The organism is Microbacterium sp. NPDC091676, from assembly GCF_044756645.1.
GTDB lineage: Bacteria > Actinomycetota > Actinomycetes > Actinomycetales > Microbacteriaceae > Microbacterium > Microbacterium paraoxydans_D.
The window spans coordinates 2,311,895-2,331,422 of the sequence record NZ_JBIVTI010000001.1; the positions used below are offsets into that span (position 1 = coordinate 2,311,895).

The window sequence follows — 19,528 nt, forward strand, 5'->3', positions numbered from 1 at the left end:
GGTATCAGTGCACCCTCGGCCTCGAAAGGGTGGCGGGCCACACGTCCTAGACTCGACGCGTGACCGAGCCGACCCTGCCCCGCATCCGTCCCGCCATCGCCTCCCTCGCGCCGTACCGCCAGGGCAAGCAGGCCGGTCCCGAGGCCTTCAAGCTCTCCAGCAACGAGAACCCGTTCGATCCGCTGCCCTCGGTCCTCGACGCACTGCAGCACACGACGCCGATCAACCGGTATCCCGACGCCACGGCCGGCCGTCTCCGCGCGCGGCTCGGCGCCCGCTACGGGGTCGAGCCCGAGCAGGTCCATGTCGCCTCCGGTAGCGTCGCGATCCTGCACCAGCTCGTGCTCGCCACGGCCTCCGTCGGCGACGAGGTCGTCTACGCCTGGCGGTCGTTCGAGGCGTACCCGAGTCTGCCGCTCGTCGCCGGGGCGACAGGGGTGCAGGTGCCGCTGACGGCCGACTCCCGTCATGACCTCGACGCGATGGCCGAGGCCGTGACCGACCGCACGCGGGCGATCATCGTCTGCACGCCGAACAACCCGACCGGACCCATCGTCACCTCTGCCGAGTTCGCGGCGTTCGTGGACCGCGTGCCGTCCGACGTGCTCATCATCCTCGACGAGGCCTACGCGGAGTTCGTCACCGCCCCCGATGCCGTCGACGGCCTGGCCGAGCGCGTCTTCGAGGCGCACCCGAACGTGGTCGTCCTCCGCACGTTCTCCAAGGCCTACGGTCTCGCCGGGCTCCGGGTCGGCTACGCGATCGGCCACGAGAAGGTGCTCGACGCGGCACGGACGACCGGTATCCCGCTGTCGGTCACGTCCGCGGCCGAGAACGCCGCCATCGCGAGCCTCGACGCCGAAGCCGAGCTCCTGGAGCGCGTCGCCGTGATCGTCGAACGCCGCGCCCGTCTCGTCGAGGGGCTCCGCGCGCAGGGCTGGGAGGTGCCGGACGCCCAGGGCAACTTCGTCTGGCTGCCGACCGGAGCGCGCACCGACGAGGTCGCGGCGGCGTTCGTCGACGCCGACCTGATCGTGCGCCCGTTCTCCGGCGACGGCATCCGGATCTCCGTCGGCGAGGAGGCGGCCGTCGCCCGCGTGCTCGAGGTCGCCTCGACGCTCCGCTGAGCGCGACACCGCCCTGCGAACCGCGGAATCTCGGGGTTCCGCGGAAATACGAGGGCGTCCTAGGTATGCGTGACCCGGCATGCCGACGCCGGTACCGTGGGGGTCGTGAGCACCTCTGAGACCCCCCTCGTGCGCGTTCTGGACGAGACCGGAAAGGTCGCCCCGACGCCGGCCGCGGAGCAGTACCTGCCGCTCATCGAGGCCATCCCCGACGACGAGCTCGCGCAGTTCTACCGCGACATGGTGGGCATCCGCGCGATCGACACCCAGGCCACCAACCTGCAGCGGCAGGGCCAGCTCGCCCTGTGGCCGCCGAGCCGCGGACAGGAGGCGGCGCAGGTCGGCTCGGGCCGGGCCGCCCGCGCGCAGGACACGATCTTCCCCTCGTACCGCGAGCACGCCGTCACGCGGATCCGCGGCGTGGACCCGGTCGACATCATCAAGCTCATGCGCGGTGTCTCCCACGGCGGCTGGGACCCGACCGATCCGAAGAACGGCAACACCCGCCTGTACACGCTCGTGCTCGGCTCCCAGGTGCTGCACGCCGCCGGCTACGCCATGGGCCTCACCTTCGACGGCCGCACCGGCACCGGCGACCCCGCGCGCGACGAGGCGGTCGTCGTGTACTACGGCGACGGTGCCTCCAGCCAGGGCGACGTGCACGAGGCCATGGTGTTCGCGGCGAGCTACCAGGCCCCGACGCTGTTCTTCCTGCAGAACAACCACTGGGCGATCTCGGTCCCCGTCAGCACGCAGTCCCGGGTGCCGCTCGTGCAGCGCAGCGCCGGGTACGGCATCCCCAGCGTCCGCGTGGACGGCAACGACGTCCTCGCCAGCTACGCGGTGTCCCGGGTGGCCCTCGACGAGGCGCGCGCCGGCGGCGGTCCCCGCGCCATCGAGGCCGTGACCTACCGTCTCGGCGCGCACACGACCAGCGACGACCCCACGAAGTACCGTGGCGACGACGAGGAGCTCGCGTGGGCCGGGCGCGACCCGATCGTCCGCATGCGCGCGTTCCTGGAGAACCGCGGCGCCGAGGAGAGCTTCTTCGCCGACGTCGACGCCGAGGCCGCCGACGCCGCGGAAGACCTCCGCGCCCGCACCGTGCAGCTCGGCCCGCCCCGCGCCGACCTCATGTTCGACCACGTGTACAGCGAGCCGCATCCGCTGATCGAGGAGCAGAAAGCCTGGCGCGCCCGCTACGAGGCGTCGTTCGAAGGAGAGGGCCAGTGACCCGGGAGACCATGCCGCTGGGCAAGGCGCTGAACGCCGGAATGCGCAAGGCGATGGAGGACGACCCGAAGGTCCTCCTCATGGGCGAGGACATCGGCAAGCTCGGCGGCGTCTTCCGCATCACCGAGCACCTGCAGCGCGACTTCGGGGAGCAGCGCGTGCTGGACACCCCGCTCGCGGAGTCGGCCCTCGTGGGAACCGCGATCGGCCTCGCGATGGCCGGGTTCCGTCCCGTCGTCGAGATCCAGTTCGACGGCTTCGTCTTCCCCGCGTTCGACCAGATCACCACCCAGCTCGCCAAGCTCACCAACCGGCACGAGGGGTCGCTGCGGCTGCCCGTCGTGATCCGCATCCCGTACGGCGGGCACATCGGCGCGGTCGAGCACCACCAGGAGAGCCCGGAGGCGTACTTCACGCACACCCCCGGTCTGCGCGTGGTGTCGCCGTCCACCGCGAACGACGCCTACTGGATGATCCAGGAGGCCATCGCGTCGGACGACCCGGTGATCTTCCTGGAGCCGAAGAGCCGGTACTGGCCGAAGGGCGAGGTCGAGCTCGACGCCCCCGCCGTCCCGCTGCACACCTCGCGGGTGGTGCGGACCGGGACCGACGTGACACTCGTCGGACACGGCGCCATGGTCACGACGCTGCTGCAGGCCGCCGCGCTCGCCGAGGCCGAGGGCACGAGCTGCGAGGTCGTCGACGTGCGCTCGCTGTCGCCGGTGGACTACGAGCCGATCCTCGGGTCGGTGCGCAAGACCGGACGCATGGTCTACGCGCAGGAGGCTCCGGGATTCACGAGCCTCGGCAGCGAGATCGCCGCGACCGTCATGGAGCGCGCGTTCTACGCCCTCGAAGCCCCAGTGCTGCGCGTCTCCGGGTACGACACCCCGTTCCCGCCCGCGAAGCTCGAAGGCGCCTACCTGCCGGATGCCGACCGCATCCTCGAGGCCGTCGACCGCTCCCTGGCCTACTGACACCCGGCATCCGCCGAAAGGACCCGTCATGAGCACGCAGAACTTCCCCCTCCCGGACGTCGGCGAAGGGCTGACCGAGGCCGAGATCGTCGCGTGGAAGGTGGCCCCGGGCGACCGGGTCGCCATCAACGACGTCATCTGCGAGATCGAGACCGCGAAGTCCCTCGTCGAGCTGCCCTCCCCGCACGCGGGCGTGGTCGGCGAGCTGCTCGTCGACGAGGGCGCGACGGTCGAGGTCGGCACCCCGATCATCACCTTCGTGACCGACCCCGCGGCCGGCTCGGGGACCGGTGCGGTCGCGCCCGGCACCGTCGCGACGGCCGAGGCACCCGCGCCCGAGGAGGGCGGCGGGTCGGTGCTCGTCGGCTACGGCTCCGGAAGCGGCGCGACCTCGCGACGCAAGCGCCCGGCCGAGCGCCCGGTGCGGTCGTCGGTCGGCGTGATCGCGAAGCCGCCGATCCGCAAGCTCGCCCGTGACCTCGGCGTCGACCTCACGAGCGTGACGCCCACGGGCGCCGACGGCGAGGTCACCCGCGACGACGTGATGAAGCACGCGTCCCAGGCCAGCGTCTTCCGCAACATCGAGACCCCGGAGTGGGGGAGCGTGCGGGAGGAGACGGTGCCGGCGCCGCAGGCCCCGTCCGGCCTGGCGCGTGGCCTCGCGCCCGTGCGCCCGTCGGCGGCGGGCGACGACCGCACCGAGTCCATCCCCGTGAAGGGCGTGCGCAAGGCGACGTCGTCGGCGATGGTGCAGAGCGCGTACTCCGCCCCGCACGTGACGGTGTGGAAGGAGATCGACGCCACCCGCACGATGGAGCTCGTCAAGCGCCTCAAGGCCTCGCCCGACTACGCCGACATCAAGGTCTCGCCACTGCTCATCATGGCCCGCGCGGTGATCTGGGCGGTCCGCCGGACGCCGATGGTCAACGCGGCCTGGATCGACACGGAGGCCGGGGCCGAGATCGCCGTGCGCCACTACGTGAACCTCGGCATCGCCGCCGCCACGCCCCGCGGTCTGCTCGTGCCGAACATCAAGGACGCACAGGACCTCAGCATGAAGGACCTCGCCCGCGCCCTGAACCGGCTCACGCTCACGGCGCGCGAGGGCAAGACCCCGCCGGCCGACCAGCAGAACGGCACGATCACCATCACGAACATCGGCGTGTTCGGGATGGACGCGGGCACTCCGATCATCAACCCGGGCGAGGCCGGCATCGTCGCCATGGGCACGATCAGCCAGAAGCCCTGGGTCGTCGACGGCGAGGTGCGTCCGCGCTGGGTGACCACGGTCGCCGGCTCGTTCGACCACCGCGTGATCGACGGCGACGGCATGAGCCGCTTCATCGCCGACGTCGCCTCCATCCTCGAGGAGCCCGCGCTCCTGGTGGACTGAGGGAGTCCACACTTCGGCGCGGCCCGAACGATCGGGTGGCGAGAATGGACGGATGAGAACCACGCGGAGCGTCGACCTGCCGGTGTTGTACTTCGGGACTCCCGTCGCGCTGATCACCACGGTCAACCCGGACGGGTCTTCGAACATCAGCCCGATCTCGTCCGCATGGGCGCTGGGGACGCGGTACATGCTCGGGCTAGGTGCCGAAGGGCAGGCGGCCGCGAATATCGAACGGGTCAGGGACCTCGTCATCAACCTCCCCTCCGCCGACCTCGTGCACGCCGTGGAGGCGATCGCGCCGACCACCGGCCGCTCGCCGGTTCCCGCCGAGAAGGTTCCCGCTTACCGGCATGAACCGGACAAATGGAGTCTCGGGGGCTTCACCCCCATGCCGTCGGACGTGGTCATCCCGTTCCGGATCGCAGAATGTCCGGTGCAGATCGAAGCGCGCGTGGCGCAGATCATCCCGATCGACGGCGGCGACGCACTGGCGGTCGAAGCGGAGGTCCTGCAGGTCCACGTGCACGAGGACATCCTGAAGGCGCACGGACCGGACCGCATCGACACGGACAAGTGGGACCCTCTCTCCTACGCCTTCCGCCACTACTTCGCCCAGGGGCCTCGGGTCGGCTCCAACTTCCGCGCGCCGCTCCTCGACGACCCCGTCGTGGCGTGATCGTCGATCCCTCGTCCGTGTCCCAGCTGGGACACGCGCTCAGCAGCCCGACGCGGGTGCAGATGTGTCTGGCGCTCCTCGACGGCCGGGCATGGACGTCCGGCGAGCTCGCGCGTGCCGCCGGGGTGTCGAGGTCGACGGCGTCGGAGCACCTGACGACGCTCCTCGACGTCCGGCTCGTCGCACTCCGCCGACAGGGGCGTCACTCCTACGTCACCCTCGCGTCTTCTGACGCCGCGCACATCATCGAGGCCGCGACGGCATACGCCGGGAAGGCGGCTGCCGTCTCGAGCCTTCGTTCAGCGACGGCGCGAGACGGCATGGCCCTGGCCCGCACCTGCTACGACCACCTCGCCGGTCGCCTGGGGGTCGCCCTCTTCGACGCGCTCGTCGAGCGGGGGCACCTCACGCCGGACCTCGCGGTGACCGCGACGGGGCGCGACCTGTTCGAGAGCATCGCGGGGCCGGACGCGTTGGTGCCGTCGTCTCGTCGTCCTCTTGTGCGGAGCTGCCTCGACTGGACCGAACGGCGCTCGCATCTCTCGGGTCACCTCGGTGCCGTCCTCCTCCGCGCCGCACGCGACCGGGGCTGGATCCATGCTCAGCAGACCTCGCGCGCCGTGACGATCTCTCCCGCCGGCTCGGCCGCCTTCCACAGCCTCTTCGGTATTCCGCCGACACTGTCCTGACCGCGAGCACTCCGTCCGTGCGACGCGTGACACAGGCGTTCGCGCGGGAACAGGCTGCCAGGGGTGGGAGAGCCTGAACTCCCGCGTTCGCCTGAATCCGCGCGGGGGCCTGTTCTCACGACAGGCTGCCGACACAGGCGTTCGCGCGAGAACAGGCTGTCAGGGGTGGAGGGGCCTGAACGCGCCCGCTTGCCTGTTCTCGCGAGAGGGGGAGGGAAAGGGAGAGGAGGGTCAGGCGGTGAGACGCTGTTCCGCGAGGCGCGGGACAGCACGCTCCCGGGCGGCCCTGCGGGCGGTCGCGATCGCCCCGGCCGACACGACCTCCGCGCCGAGGGTCGAGGCGAGGATCTCGGGTGCGGGCAGGTGGAGCTCGTCCGGGAGGATCCGGCGGGCGGCGGCCAGCACGGGTTCGATGCTCTCCGCCACGGCGCCGCAGATGATCACGCGCGCGGGGTCGTACATGCTGCCGAGCACGCCGACGACGCGGGCGAGGGTCGCGCCCACGCGCTCGGCGACGGGGAGGGCGTCGGGGTCTCCGGAGGCGGCGAGCGTCAGCACCAGTCGGGGGTCGACCGGCCCGCCCGCCACGAGCCGGCCGAGGGCTCCATCTGCGGGGGCCTCGCCGTCCGCCACCGCGCCCCGGGCCTGCTCCTCCAGCGCATACCGAAGCCCCACCGCCGAGCCGACGCCGATGATGTGGTCGAACACCACGCCCTCGCCGACGCCGCCGTGGGCGCCGTGCAGCACGTGCCCGTCGACGACCACGCCGCCGCCGAAGCGCTCGCTGGCGAGCAGGGCCACGTAGTCGCGGCAGTCGACGGCGACTCCGAGCGTCCCCTCGGCGATCGCGGCGAGCTGGGCGTCGTTCTTGACCTCGACCACCGGGGCCCAGTCGCGCAGAGCCTCCGCGAGGCCGGGGTTCGTGCGCTCCCAGAAGCCGTCGGGGTGCGGGGGCGAGATGCCGTCGCGGTTCACGGGGGCGGCGACGCCGGCGCACACCGCGAGCACGCGCTCCGCGGGCACCCCGGCCTCGTCGCGCGCGGCGGCGAGGTGCTGCAGGATCGTCGCCCGACGGTCGTCGGCGCTCTGCGCGGGGTCGACCTCCACGCGATGATGCACGAGCGTGCGATCGAGCAGATCCGCGACGGTCACCGCGAGGTGCGTGTCGCCGGCGTCGATCCCCATCACCACGCCGAGGTCCGCCGCGAGGGCGAAGCGGCGCGCGGGTCGTCCCGAGCGGTAGTCGCCGATGGCGCGGGCGTTCGGCAGCTCGCGCAGCACCTCCGCGGTGACGAGCGTGTCGATCGCGTCGATCGTGGTGGAGCGCGTCAACGAGGTGCCGGCCATGGCCTCGGTCGCGGTGAACTCGCCCGCCGTCCAGGCGAAGTCGAGCACCGCGCTCACGCTCGCGCGGCCGGTGCCGAGTCCCGTCGAGACCTCTGTCACTCCCCTTGACCTTTCTGTCGCCCAGATGAGACAGTACCTCTAGACGGACTAAATTCGCTCACTAGATTTACTCCGCGGATCTACGAAAGGACGATGGTGTCTGCAACACGACCACGAGTGGTGCGCTGGACCGCCGGAGCGCTCGGCCTCGTGCTGACCGGCGCCGCGCTCACCAGCTGCGCCGCGGGCGGGGGAGCGGAGACCATCCGCTTCACGTTCAGCAAGCGCGAGGCGATCCCGTTCATGACGGAGCTCGTCGCGGAGTACAACGCGTCGCAGGACGACGTGCGAGTGGAGATCGACACGTCCGGCGTCGACGTCGTGTCGGCGAGCTTCGTCCGCGGCAATCCGCCGGACATCATGCTCGCCAACTACAACTACGAGGTCGCCCGCTTCGTGCAGCGCTGCGCGCTCACCGATCTCTCCGACACGGAAGCCGCCGCCGGCATCCGCGACGACCTGCAGCCGCTCATGGACCAGTACGGCTCCTGCGCAGGGCGCACCAGCGCGCTGCCGTACTCGGTCATGGCCGCCTCCGTCATCTACAACAAGCAGATCTTCGCCGAGCAGGGCCTGGAGGTGCCGCAGACGTGGGACGAGCTCCTCGCCGTCAGCGACAGCCTCCGTGAGGCCGGGATCGACCCGTTCTACGCCACCTTCAAGGACGACTGGACCGTCGGGCAGGGGTGGTACGACTACGCCGTCGGCGGCTCGCTCGACGTGCTGGCGTTCTTCGACGCGCTCGCCGCCGAAGGCACCGACGTCGGTCAGGACTCCGAGGTCTCGTTCGAGAAGGACTTCGCGGAGCCGATGGACCGGATGATGGTGCTCGCGGAGGAGTACACGAACGAGGACGCCGCGAGCCGGGCGTACGGAGACGGGAACCTCGCCTTCGCGAAGGGCGAGGCCGCGATGTACCTGCAGGGGCCGTGGGCGTTCAGCGAGATCGCCAAGACCGACCCCGACCTCGACCTCGGGACCTTCCCGCTGCCCATGACCGACGACCCCGCCGACCTCGCGGTCCGCGTGAACATGGACCTCGCGGTCATGATCCCGGAGGAGTCGAAGCACCAGGAGGCGGCGCGCGACTTCCTGGAGTACCTCTACCTCCCCGAGCACATCGAGGAGTACAACGCGTCGCAGCTCGGGTTCACCCCGACGACCGACGCGGCGCCGCCGGACGACCCGCGCATCGAGGGCATGATCGAGTACTACGACGAGGGACGGATCTACCAGGGCCCCTCGGTGCTCGTCCCGAAGACCCTCCCGATCTTCAACTACGCGCAGGCCATGGTCCTCGGCGCCGCCCCGTCGTCCATCCTCCGCACCATGGACGCCGACTGGGCCCGCATCGCCTTCCGCGCCCCCATCCCGAGCTCCGAGGATTCCGCATCGGGCGAGACAGAGGAGTCCGCGCCATGAGCACCACCACGACCACCGGCGCCGACGCCGGGACGAGCACCACCGCGATCCTCACCGGCGGGCCGCGGAAGATCCGCCGCCACACGCGCCGTGTCGAGCCGATCTACTACCTGTTCCTCCTGCCGACCCTGGTGATCTTCACGCTCGCGATCACCGTCCCCGGCGTGATCGGCATCTTCTTCAGCTTCACCGACTCCATCGGCATCGGCGAATGGAGCTTCAACGGGCTCACGAACTACATCGCGCTGTTCAGCGATCCGGCGATCCTGCAGAGCTACCTCTTCACGTTCGGGTTCTCGATCGCGACCGTGATCGTCGTCAACGTCATCGCGTTCCTGCTGGCGGTCGGCCTCACCTCCCGCATCCGGTTCAAGACGGGCCTGCGCACGATCTTCGTGATCCCGATGGTGATCTCGGGCATCATCATCGCCTACGTCTTCAACTTCCTGTTCTCGAACTCGATCCCCGCAGCGGGCGCGGCCACCGGCATCCCGTGGCTGGAGACGAGCCTGCTCGCCAACCCCGATCTCGCCTGGGTCGCGATCGTCATCGTCACCGCCTGGCAGGCGGTCCCCGGCACGCTCCTCATCTACATCGCCGGACTCCTGTCGGTGCCGGGCGAGGTGTACGAGGCGGCGAGCATCGACGGCGCCAGCCGCACGCAGCAGCTCACCCGCATCACCATCCCCCTCGTCGCCGGATACGTCGTCATCAACGTGATCCTCGGCTTCAAGGGCTTCCTCAACGCCTACGACATCATCGTCGGCCTCACCAACGGCGGCCCCGGCACCGCCACCCGCAGCGTCGCGATGACGATCATCGCGGGCTTCAACGGCGGCGACTACGCCTACCAGATGGCCAACGCCACGATCTTCTTCATCGTGGCCGTGCTCATCTCCGTCCTCCAGCTCTCGCTGACCCGCGGAAGGAACACGTTCTGATGTCGACGGAGACCCTCACCACCATCCCCGCGGACGGACGCCGGAAGCGGCAGAAGATGGAGCGCGTCAACTGGTCGGGAACCATCATCCTGATCCTGTGCACAGCGACCATCCTCATCCCGCTGTACGTGACGATCTCGATGGCGTTCAAGACCACCGGGCAGGCGGTCGACGGCAACGCGTTCTCGCTGCCGGCCCCATTCAGCATCGACGGGTTCGTGCAGGCGTGGACGTTGACGAAGTTCCCCGTGGGGGCCGCGATCTCGCTGCTCGTCACGGCGGGGACGGTCATCGCGACCATCGTCCTCGCGGCCTTCGCGTCGTACGCGATCGTGCGCAACTGGGACCGCCGGCTGTTCCGGTACTCGTTCTTCTACCTGCTGGCGGCGATGTTCATCCCGTTCCCCGTCGTGGCGCTTCCGCAGATCCAGCTCACCGGACGCGTCGGCCTCGACAACCCGTTCGGCGTGATCATCCTCGCCACGATGTTCCAGCTCAGCTTCAGCGTGCTGCTGTTCACGGCCTTCCTGCGCTCGATCCCCATCGAGCTGGAGGAGAGCGCGCGGATCGACGGCGCCACGACCTGGCAGACGTTCTGGCGGCTCATCTTCCCGCTGCTCGCGCCGATGAGCGCCACGGTGGGCATCTTCGCCTTCCTCTACGCCTGGAACGACTTCATGATGCCGTCGCTCATCATCTCCGATCCGGCGCTGCAGACGCTCCCGGTGCGGCAGAACCTCTTCCAGAACCAGTTCAGCAACAACTACAACGTCGCCTTCGCCTCGTACCTGATGGCCATGGCTCCCGCGATCGTCGCCTATCTCTTCACTCAGCGCTGGGTGATGGAGGGCGTCACGCAGGGTGCCGTCAAGGGCTGACCCGACCCCCGCAAGAAACAAGGAGAGCCTCTTCCTCATGACCGATTCGCTGCTCACCGCGACCCGCGAAGACGACAAGACCGCGACCTGGTGGCGTCAGGCCGCCGTGTACCAGATCTATCCGCGGAGCTTCGCGGACGCCGACGGCGACGGCCTGGGTGACATCCCCGGCATCGTGTCGCGCGCCGACTACCTCGCCGAGCTCGGCATCGACGCGGTGTGGCTGAGCCCGTTCTACCCGTCGGAGCTCGCCGACGGCGGGTACGACGTGGCGGACTACCGGAACGTCGACCCCCGTCTCGGCACCCTCGACGACTTCGACGCCATGGTCGAGGCGCTGCACGCGCGGGGCATCCGCGTCGTCGTCGACATCGTCCCCAACCACACCTCCGACCAGCACGCCTGGTTCCAGGAGGCACTCGCCGCCGGCCGCGGCTCGGCCGCCAGGGAGCGCTACATCTTCCGCGAGGGCACCGGTCCCGACGGCGCGGAGCCGCCCACCGACTGGGTCTCGGTCTTCGGCGGCAGCGCCTGGGAGCGCGTCGCGGACGGTCAGTGGTACCTGCACAACTTCGCCGTGGAGCAGCCCGATCTCAACTGGGACCACCCCGAGGTGCGCGAGGACTTCCTGACGACGCTCCGCTTCTGGTCGGACCGCGGCGTGGACGGGTTCCGCATCGATGTGGCCCACATGCTGACGAAGGACCTCACCGAGCCGCTGCCGTCGCGCGCCGAGCTCGACGCGATGGACCGCACCTCGGGCACGCACCCGATGATCGACCGCGACGACGTGCACGAGATCTACGCGCAGTGGCGCGCAGTCTTCAACGAGTACGACCCGCCGCGCACCGCGGTCGCCGAGGCGTGGGTGGAGACCCCGGAGCGCCGCGCGAAGTATGCCTCCGCGGAGGGGCTCGGACAGGCGTTCAACTTCGACCTGCTCGTCGCCGACTTCGACGCGGCCGACTTCCAGCGCATCATCGCCGACAACCTCGCCCAGGCGCAGGCCGCGGGCTCGTCGACCACCTGGGTGCTCTCGAACCACGATGTGACGCGGCACGCCACCCGCTACGGCCTGCCGCCCCTGCGCGGGCGCGCGGTCAAGCAGGGCACGGAGTGGGTGCGCGCCGGAGGCCCGGAGGAGGGTCTCGACCGCGAGGGCGGCCTGCGCCGGGCGCACGCCGCGACCCTGCTGCTGCTCGGCCTGCCGGGCAGCGCCTACCTCTATCAGGGCGAGGAGCTGGGCCTGCACGAGGTCGCGGACATCGCGCCGGACCAGCGGCAGGACCCCGGGTTCTTCCGCGGTGCGGACTTCGACGGCCTCGGCCGCGACGGCTGCCGCGTGCCGCTGCCGTGGACGGCGTCCGGCAGCTCGTACGGCTTCGGCGCGGCCGGCGCGCATCTGCCGCAGCCCGGCTGGTTCGCGGAGCATGCGGTCGAGGTGGAGGACGCCGACCCCGGCTCGACCCTCAACCTGTACCGCGAGGCGCTGCGGCTGCGGCGGGTGCTGCAGACCGGGGAGACGCTCGAGTGGGTCGACACGGGGCGCGAGGACGTGCTCCGGTTCCGGCGCCCGAACGGCTGGGAGGTCGTGACGAACTTCGGCACCGCGCCGTTCGAGCTCGGCGCTGCGGCGGACGACGCCGTGCTGTCGACCGTGGCGCTCGATGGCTCCGTGCTGCCGGGCGAGGCCACGGCGTGGATCGCTCCGGGAGCTCTCGCGCGCTGACCGGGTCGGCGGGGCGAGGACGTCGGTTTGATAATGGTTCTCATTAGCGTTTAGAGTGGGACTCATGAAGAAGCCCGTCCTCGCCCTCACACTCGCCTCGGTCGCCGCCCTCTCCCTGGCCGGATGCTCGTCGACCTCCGGTGCGGCGGAGGACGACGGCGCGGTGACGGTGGTCGCGAGCACCAACGTCTACGGCGACATCGCCGCGCAGGTCGGCGGGGACCGGGTCGACGTCACCTCGATCATCGACTCGGTCACCCAGGACCCGCACTCCTACGAGGCGAGCGCTCGCGACCGCCTCACGCTGCAGAAGGCCGACCTCGTGGTGGAGAACGGCGGCGGCTACGACGCGTTCATCGACAGCCTCCTGCAGGATGCGCAGGACCCCCACGTCGTCACGGCCGTGGAGTTCTCGCACGACTACCCGGGCAACGAGGGTCACGACGAGGGCGAGGACCACGATCACGCCGACGACGAGACGACGGACGAGGCGCACGATCACGAGGCCGAGGGGGAGGACCACGCCGGCCACGATCACATCGAGGGCTTCAACGAGCACGTCTGGTTCGACCCGCACACGATGATCCACGTCGTCGAGGCGATCGCCGACGAGCTCACCGAGATCGACCCCGACGGCGCCGACACGTTCCGCGCGAACGCGGACGAGCTCGTCGCGGAGCTGGAGGGCTTCGAGGGCGACCTCGAGGCGATCAAGGCGGATGCCGCCGGTGCGACGGTGTTCCTGACCGAGCCGCTGCCCGGCTACCTGGCCACCGCCGCCGGACTCACGGACGTCACCCCCGACGGCTTCGCGGAGTCCGTGGAGGAGGGCAGCGACGTCGCGCCCGCCGTGCTGCTCGAGGCGCTCCGGGTCGTCGGGTCCGGCGATGTGACCGCCGTGCTCACCAACGCTCAGACCGGGGGCGCGGAGACCGAGCGCGTGGAGAAGGCCGCAGAGGATGCGGGCGTGCCCGTGGTCGCCTTCACGGAGCTGCTCGAGGACGGATCGTCGTACTCTGAGTGGATGAGTGACGCGATCCAGAGCCTCGCCGCCGCCGTCCAGTCGTGAGCGGAGCCGTTCGGCAGGCTCAGGGACCCGCGGGGGTCCCCGGTCCGGTCCTCGAGATCGCGGACGGCGCCCTGCAGCGCGGCGACCGTGAGCTCTGGTCGGGGCTCGACCTCACGGTGCAGCCCGGGGAGTTCATCGCCGTGCTCGGCCCGTCGGGATCCGGGAAGACGACGCTCCTCCGCAGCATCCTGGGACTCCAGCCCCTCTCGCGCGGCAGCATCCGCGTGGCCGGCGAGCCCGTGCACCGCGGCAACGCCCGCATCGGGTACATCCCGCAGCAGCGCGCGCTCGCTCCGGACACGAGCATGCGGGCCCGTGATCTCGTCGCCCTCGGCGTGCAGGGCAGCCGCTTCGGGTTCCCGGTCCCGCACCGCGGTGACCGGGCGAAGGTCGACGCGCTGCTGGCCGCGGTCGGGGCGAGTTCGTACGCGGACCGTCGGGTGGGCCTGCTCTCCGGCGGGGAGCAGCAGCGCCTCCGGGTCGGACAGGCGCTGGCCGACGAGCCCGCACTGCTCCTCTGCGACGAGCCGCTGTCGAACCTCGACCTCGCCAACCAGGTCGCCGTCACCGACATCATCGACCGCCAGCGTCGCGAGCGCGGGGCCGCGGTGCTCTTCGTCACGCACGACGTCAACCCGATCCTGAACCGCGTCGACCGCATCCTCTACATCGCCGGGGGCCGGTTCCTCCTCGGGACCCCGGAGGAGGTGCTGCAGACCCGCGTGCTGACGGATCTCTACGGCACCCCGGTGTTCGTGCTCCGCGCCGGCGACCGGCTCGTCGTCGTCGGCGTCCCCGATGCGGAGCCGCACCACGACCACGACCACGAGCACGGGGGAGCCGCATGACCGTCGGGTCCGCCCTCGTCCCCCTGGTCGGCTGGGACGACATCTTCTCCTTCCAGGACTACGGCGAGCTCGTCGCCCTGCTCTCGAACTCGATCATCGCGGGTGCCGTGCTCGGCATCGTCGGCGGCCTCATCGGGGTCTTCGTCATGCAGCGCGACCTCGCCTTCGCTGTGCACGGGGTGAGCGAGCTGTCGTTCGCCGGGGCGGCGGCCGCGCTCCTGTTCGGCGGCAGCGTCGTGCTCGGCTCGCTCGGCGGTGCCCTCGTCGCGGCGATCCTCATCGGGGTCCTCGGCGCCAGAGCCAGGGACCGCAACTCGATCGTGGGCGTGCTCATGCCGTTCGGCCTCGGGCTCGGCATCCTGTTCCTGTCGCTGTACGACGGCCGCAGCGCCAACCGGTTCAGCCTCCTGACGGGGCAGATCGTGTCGGTCTCGAGTCCCGACCTCGGCTGGCTCATCGGCATCAGCGTCGTGGTGCTGGTCGGCCTGCTCGTGATGTGGAATCCGCTGCGCTTCGACTCCCTCGACCCGGAGTCGGCGGCCGCCCGCGGGGTGCCCACCCGCACCGTGAGCCTGCTGTTCATGGTGCTGCTGGGGCTCATCGTCGCGGTGAGCGTGCACATCATCGGCGCGCTGCTGGTGATGGCGCTGCTGGTGACACCGGCCGCCGCGGCCATGCGGGTCACGGCGGGTCCGGTCGCGGTGCCGTTGCTGGCGGCGCTGTTCGGTTTCGTCTCGGCGGTGGGTGGGATCCTGCTCGCTCTCGCCGGAACCCTCCCGGTGAGCCCTTACATCACGACCCTGTCGTTCACGATCTACGTCGTGTGCTGGATCGTGCAGCGCGTCCGTTCCCGGGTCACCCGCGTCTGACCCCGTTCAAGTCGCGCACTGTGCTCCATCTCGGCCGGGGATGCCGCCAATCGGGCGATTCGAAGCGGGGGCGGGCCGCTCCCAGCCCTCGCCAACCGTCCCGGCCTAGAATCGAAGGCATGGCTCAGCGGAACACCTGGCAGCGCGAACGCGTGCGCGAAGCGCTCGCCGACGCGCGCGGTTTCGTGAGCGCGCAGAGCCTGCACGCGACGCTCCGCGACGACAACACCGGCATCGGCCTGGCCACGGTCTACCGCGCTCTCGCCGGGCTCGCGGCCGCGGGCGACGCCGACTCGCTGCAGAGCCCCGAGGGCGAGGCGCTCTACCGGGCGTGCACCACCCAGGGCCACCACCACCACCTCATCTGCCGATCCTGCGGCCTCACGGTCGAGATCGAGGCGAAGGACGTGGAGCAGTGGGCGCATCGCACGGCCGCTCTGCACGGGTTCACCGAAGCCGCCCACGTGGTCGACATCTTCGGGCTCTGCACCCCGTGCGCGAACAAGCGCGACGCCGAGAGGGCTGCGACAGCGTGACCGCCCCGGCACGAACGGCCACCCGTCCGGGCCACACGCACCGTCGAGCGCCCTCGCCGCGCTCGACGTGGATCGCCGTCGGCATCGGCGCCGTGATCGTCGCGGCGCTGTTCCTCATCGACGCCTTCCTCCCCACCCTCTTCCCCGCCTCGCTGCCGACCCGGGCGCAGGACGGTCTGACGCTCGCCCTCAGCGTGCTCATCGGGGCGCTGCCGTTCGTCGTTCTCGGGGTGCTGCTGTCGATCGTGGTGCAGGTCTGGCTCCCGGCGGACGTCATCCACCGCTGGCTTCCGCGACGGGCCTGGGCCCGCCGTGCCGTGCTCTCCCTGCTCGGCATGCTCATCCCGGTCTGCGAGTGCGGAAACGTCCCGTTCGCCCGCGGGCTCATGATGCGCGGACTCGCCCCCGCGGAGGCACTGACGTTCCTCATCGCGGCGCCGATCGTCAACCCGATCGTGATCCTCACGACGCACGCCGCGTTCGGATGGGACGGCGGCATCCTCGTCGCCCGTCTCGTCGGCGGCTACCTCATCGCGAACCTGATCGGATGGATCTACAGTCGCCACCCCTCGCCGGAGTCGCTGCTCACTCAGCGCTTCGTCGACACGTGCGAGCGCGTCACGCACGAACCGGGGACGCCCGTGCGTCGCAGCCTCACGCAGTTCCTCGTGGAGCTGCGTGCCGTGATGCCGGCGCTCGTGATCGGCTCCGCGCTGGCGGGGGCCGTGCAGGTGCTCATCCCGCGCGACGTCCTGCTCGCGATCGGCGCCAACCCCGTGCTCTCGATCGTCGCGATGATGCTGCTCGCGATCGTCGTGGCCATCTGCTCCAACGTCGACGCCTTCTTCGCGCTCTCGTTCGCGTCCACCTTCTCCTCGGGGGCGCTGGTGGCGTTCCTCCTCGTCGGTCCGCTCGTCGACATCAAGATGCTCGCGCTGATGCGCACGACCTTCACCACCCGCACGCTCGTCGGCATCACCGCCGTCGTGCTGGCATCCGCCTTCGCGATCGGGATCGGGGTGAACGTCCTTGCCTGAGCTCTCCGCCCGCTCCCGCGCCCTCGCCACCCGGTGGCTGGGCATCGGTCTCGCCTCGGTCGTCGCCGTCGTCACCCTCGGACTCGCGGTGACCGATCGCCTCAGTCTCTACATCAGCCCGGAATCGGTGTGGTTCGCGTGCGCCGCCGCCGTCGTGACGCTCGCCGGGGCGATCTGGTCGTGCGCCCTGCCGTTGGGTGCCGAGGAGGACCACGGGCACGACCACGGTCCCGCGGCCTCGCGCTCCGCCGAGCCGGAGGCATCCTCGCCCGCGGAGACCGCGCACCCCTCCGCGTCGTCCCGCCGGCGTCTCGCGGGCGTCGGTGCGCTGGCCGGCGGCGTGGTCGCGACCGGGGTCGTCGTCTCCGCGCTCGTCCTCCCGCCCGCCTCGCTCTCGGTGGAGCTCGCGATGTCCCGCGCCGGGGAGGAGACCGCGCTGTTCGCCGGGGCCGACACCGTCGCCCTCGGGGTCGCGGACACGTCGACCTTCGGTGTGGGCGACTGGGCGAGCGTCTTCGCCGCCGCGACGAACACCACGGCCTATGACGGTGCCGACGTCACGTTGCAGGGCTTCGTCACCCCCGGGGACGGAGACGGCGTCAACCTCACGCGCCTCGTGATCACCCACTGCGTGATCGACGCCCAGACCGCGGCGCTGCCGGTGAGCGTCGACGCCGACGCCTACAAGACCGGACAATGGGTCGAGATCACCGGCACGGTCCGGGCGGACGACGACGGCTCCCTGCGCATCGAGCCGACCGACGTGGTGGCGATCGACGAGCCGAAGGACCCGTATGAGTACTGACGACGAGCGGCCGGAGCCGCCCGCCGTCCCGCGGACCCGCGCCGAGCTGCGCGCCGCCCGGGAAGCGGACGAGCGCGCCGCGGAGGAGCAGACCGCGGCCGAGCGCGCCGCGGCCGAGCAGGCCGAGGCGGAGCAGGTCGCCGAGGAGCGAGCGGCCGTGGAACGCATGGCGGCGGAGGTCGCGGCCGAGCAGGCGGCCGTCGACCGGGAAGCCGCAGCCGAGCGCGAAGCCGCCGAGCGCGAAGCCGCCGAGCGCGAAGCCGCAGAGCGTGCGGCGGCCGAGCGGGAAGCCGCCGCGCGCGCCGCGGAGGAGTCGGCCGCGGGCATCCCCGCGATCCCGCAGGCGCCCGAACCGGTGTTCACCCCCGCGGGCCCGACGTCCGCCTCCCGAGCAGACGGCGTCGTCGAAGACACGTCGGAGCCGGGCTGGACGCCCACCACCGACCTTCCCGCCGACGACGAGGCGCCGCGGAGTGCCCCGTGGTCCCGTCGCCGGTTCCTTTTCACGATCGGAGCCGTCGTCGGGGTGCTCGTTCTCGTCGGCACCGGGCTCGGGATCGTGAGCCTGCTCCAGGGCCCGCGCGTCACCGACGTGCAGGTCGACGCCGCGCAGGCCATCGAATCGTCCGGGAGCCGCGTCATCCTCACGGCGAACCAGCCGCTCTCCGCCATCGACCCCGAGCAGGTCACCGTCGAGCCGTCCGTGCCGTTCACGGTCGACGCCGCCGGCCGCGGGGTGGGCGTGCGCTTCACCGTGCCCCTCGACGACGACACGACCTACACGGTGACCGTCTCCGGGGTGACCGGCGCCGGGGGCGGCCCGGCCGCAGACCTCACGACGTCCTTCGAGACGCCGCCGTCGTCGATCTTCCTCCTGCGGCGTGATCCCGACGGCGACGACATCATCTTCCGCACCGACCTGACCGGAGAGAACGCGCAGCCCGTGTTCTCCCACCCGCGCATCGACGACTTCCGGGCCACGTCCACGCAGCTCGTGGCCGCGGTGGAGGACGACGACCAGTCGCGGCTGCTCGTGATGGACAGGGACGGCTCCGACCAGCGCGAGCTCCCGCTGCCCGGCGAGGGCTTCGTGGGCGGGATCCAGGTGTCCGAGCGCGGCAACCTCGTGGGCTACAGCTACTCCGATCGCGAGCTCAGCGACACCGAGGGACGCGCGAGCGTGCTCGTCACCCAGTCGCTGAGCGGTGACGACGAGCCCCGCATCATCGAGGTCGGCGACAAGCAGGTGAGCGTCTTCGTGTGGCAGTTCGTGCCCGACAGCGCCGCCGTCCTGTTCATCGACTTCGACGGGGCGCTGTCGCTCGTCGATCAGTCCGCCGACACCGGCGTGCAGTCCCTCGGCCTCGCGACGACGATCCAGGGCATCTCCCGCGGCACGTACACCGCCATCGTCGAGCGGCTGGACGGATCGGTCGTCGAGCTCGACCTCGCGGACGGCTCGGAGGAGCCGCTCGCCCCCTCCGAGCCGGACTACGGCAGCGCCACCTCCATCACCCCGTTCCCCGGAGGGACCCTGCGACACGTCGTCGCCCGGGACGAGGGCGGTCTCCCGGTGGGCCAGGCCGTGGTCCGGGTCGACGACTCCGGTGCGGCCACCCCGCTCGTCGAAGTGAGTGCGGCCGACTCGATCCTCCAGGCCTGCGCCTCGCCGAGCGGCCAGTACGCTGCCGTCGTGATCGCCCCGGACATGGCCGACAACGCCTACGACGGGATGCTCCTGCCCCTCCCGGAGCAGCTCGAGACGCACCTGATCGACATGAAGACCGGGGACGAGCTCGTGGCGCTGACCGGGTTCGACGCATCCTGGTGCCAGACGGCACCGCGGTTCTGAC

The 19,528-nt window shown here is 71.0% G+C and carries 18 protein-coding genes; 17 read left to right on the forward strand and 1 reads right to left on the reverse strand.

Annotated features, from left to right (window positions below):
• Positions 1-59: 59 nt before the first annotated feature.
• From ACIQID_RS11280 to ACIQID_RS11305, 6 genes are all read left to right on the forward strand, one after another.
• The gene (locus tag ACIQID_RS11280) at positions 60-1,127 is read left to right on the forward strand and encodes a histidinol-phosphate transaminase (protein ID WP_331201451.1); all 1,068 of its coding nucleotides are present in this window, start codon (positions 60-62) and stop codon (positions 1,125-1,127) included.
• A gap of 105 nt (positions 1,128-1,232) precedes the next feature.
• Positions 1,233-2,360 (forward strand): thiamine pyrophosphate-dependent dehydrogenase E1 component subunit alpha, encoded by a 1,128-nt coding sequence (locus ACIQID_RS11285; protein ID WP_400284905.1) that lies wholly within the window; start codon positions 1,233-1,235, stop codon positions 2,358-2,360.
• Between the two features lie 11 nt (positions 2,361-2,371).
• Positions 2,372-3,337, forward strand: a complete 966-nt coding sequence (locus tag ACIQID_RS11290) for an alpha-ketoacid dehydrogenase subunit beta (RefSeq protein WP_400285741.1) — start codon at positions 2,372-2,374, stop codon at positions 3,335-3,337.
• Positions 3,338-3,365: 28 nt separating this feature from the next.
• Entirely contained in the window at positions 3,366-4,730 is a 1,365-nt protein-coding gene (locus ACIQID_RS11295) for a dihydrolipoamide acetyltransferase family protein (protein WP_331201449.1), read from the forward strand.
• A 52-nt stretch (positions 4,731-4,782) separates the two neighbouring features.
• Complete coding sequence (locus tag ACIQID_RS11300) at positions 4,783-5,406, forward strand: flavin reductase family protein (protein WP_136052303.1); 624 nt, start codon at positions 4,783-4,785, stop codon at positions 5,404-5,406.
• 17 nt (positions 5,407-5,423) lie between these two features.
• On the forward strand, positions 5,424-6,095 hold the full coding sequence (locus tag ACIQID_RS11305; RefSeq protein ID WP_400284910.1) for an ArsR/SmtB family transcription factor: 672 nt from the start codon (positions 5,424-5,426) through the stop codon (positions 6,093-6,095).
• A gap of 231 nt (positions 6,096-6,326) precedes the next feature.
• On the opposite strand, the gene ACIQID_RS11310 is transcribed toward ACIQID_RS11305, so the two are convergent.
• Entirely contained in the window at positions 6,327-7,541 is a 1,215-nt protein-coding gene (locus ACIQID_RS11310) for an ROK family protein (RefSeq protein WP_400284913.1), read from the reverse strand.
• A 93-nt stretch (positions 7,542-7,634) separates the two neighbouring features.
• Here ACIQID_RS11310 and ACIQID_RS11315 point away from each other — a divergent pair, with 93 nt between their 5' ends.
• The 11 genes from ACIQID_RS11315 (at position 7,635) to ACIQID_RS11365 (ending at position 19,527) form a co-directional block, all read left to right on the forward strand.
• Positions 7,635-8,963: an ABC transporter substrate-binding protein gene (locus ACIQID_RS11315; RefSeq protein ID WP_400284915.1), complete on the forward strand. Its 1,329-nt coding sequence runs from the start codon at positions 7,635-7,637 to the stop codon at positions 8,961-8,963.
• A complete protein-coding gene (locus ACIQID_RS11320; RefSeq protein WP_172400071.1) occupies positions 8,960-9,904 on the forward strand; it encodes a carbohydrate ABC transporter permease in 945 nt (314 codons plus the stop codon). Before ACIQID_RS11315 ends, ACIQID_RS11320 begins: the two co-directional genes overlap by 4 nt.
• Positions 9,904-10,782 carry a carbohydrate ABC transporter permease gene (locus ACIQID_RS11325; protein WP_085605188.1) on the forward strand — a complete coding sequence of 293 codons (879 nt, stop codon included), beginning with the start codon at positions 9,904-9,906 and terminating at the stop codon, positions 10,780-10,782. Before ACIQID_RS11320 ends, ACIQID_RS11325 begins: the two co-directional genes overlap by 1 nt.
• Positions 10,783-10,819: 37 nt before the next feature.
• Positions 10,820-12,511, forward strand: coding sequence for a glycoside hydrolase family 13 protein (locus ACIQID_RS11330; RefSeq protein ID WP_136052301.1), 1,692 nt, complete (start codon positions 10,820-10,822; stop codon positions 12,509-12,511).
• Between the two features lie 64 nt (positions 12,512-12,575).
• Positions 12,576-13,580 carry a metal ABC transporter substrate-binding protein gene (locus ACIQID_RS11335; RefSeq protein WP_400284919.1) on the forward strand — a complete coding sequence of 335 codons (1,005 nt, stop codon included), beginning with the start codon at positions 12,576-12,578 and terminating at the stop codon, positions 13,578-13,580.
• Positions 13,577-14,428: a metal ABC transporter ATP-binding protein gene (locus ACIQID_RS11340; protein WP_396654647.1), complete on the forward strand. Its 852-nt coding sequence runs from the start codon at positions 13,577-13,579 to the stop codon at positions 14,426-14,428. The genes ACIQID_RS11335 and ACIQID_RS11340 overlap by 4 nt, the downstream gene beginning before the upstream one ends.
• On the forward strand, positions 14,425-15,297 hold the full coding sequence (locus ACIQID_RS11345; RefSeq protein WP_400284923.1) for a metal ABC transporter permease: 873 nt from the start codon (positions 14,425-14,427) through the stop codon (positions 15,295-15,297). Before ACIQID_RS11340 ends, ACIQID_RS11345 begins: the two co-directional genes overlap by 4 nt.
• A 119-nt stretch (positions 15,298-15,416) precedes the next feature.
• A complete protein-coding gene (locus ACIQID_RS11350) occupies positions 15,417-15,833 on the forward strand; it encodes a Fur family transcriptional regulator (protein ID WP_025102734.1) in 417 nt (138 codons plus the stop codon).
• A complete protein-coding gene (locus ACIQID_RS11355; RefSeq protein WP_400284927.1) occupies positions 15,830-16,870 on the forward strand; it encodes a permease in 1,041 nt (346 codons plus the stop codon). Before ACIQID_RS11350 ends, ACIQID_RS11355 begins: the two co-directional genes overlap by 4 nt.
• Positions 16,863-17,675: a TIGR03943 family putative permease subunit gene (locus tag ACIQID_RS11360; RefSeq protein WP_400284930.1), complete on the forward strand. Its 813-nt coding sequence runs from the start codon at positions 16,863-16,865 to the stop codon at positions 17,673-17,675. Before ACIQID_RS11355 ends, ACIQID_RS11360 begins: the two co-directional genes overlap by 8 nt.
• Positions 17,665-19,527 carry an Ig-like domain-containing protein gene (locus tag ACIQID_RS11365; protein ID WP_400284932.1) on the forward strand — a complete coding sequence of 621 codons (1,863 nt, stop codon included), beginning with the start codon at positions 17,665-17,667 and terminating at the stop codon, positions 19,525-19,527. Before ACIQID_RS11360 ends, ACIQID_RS11365 begins: the two co-directional genes overlap by 11 nt.
• Position 19,528 lies beyond the last annotated feature (1 nt).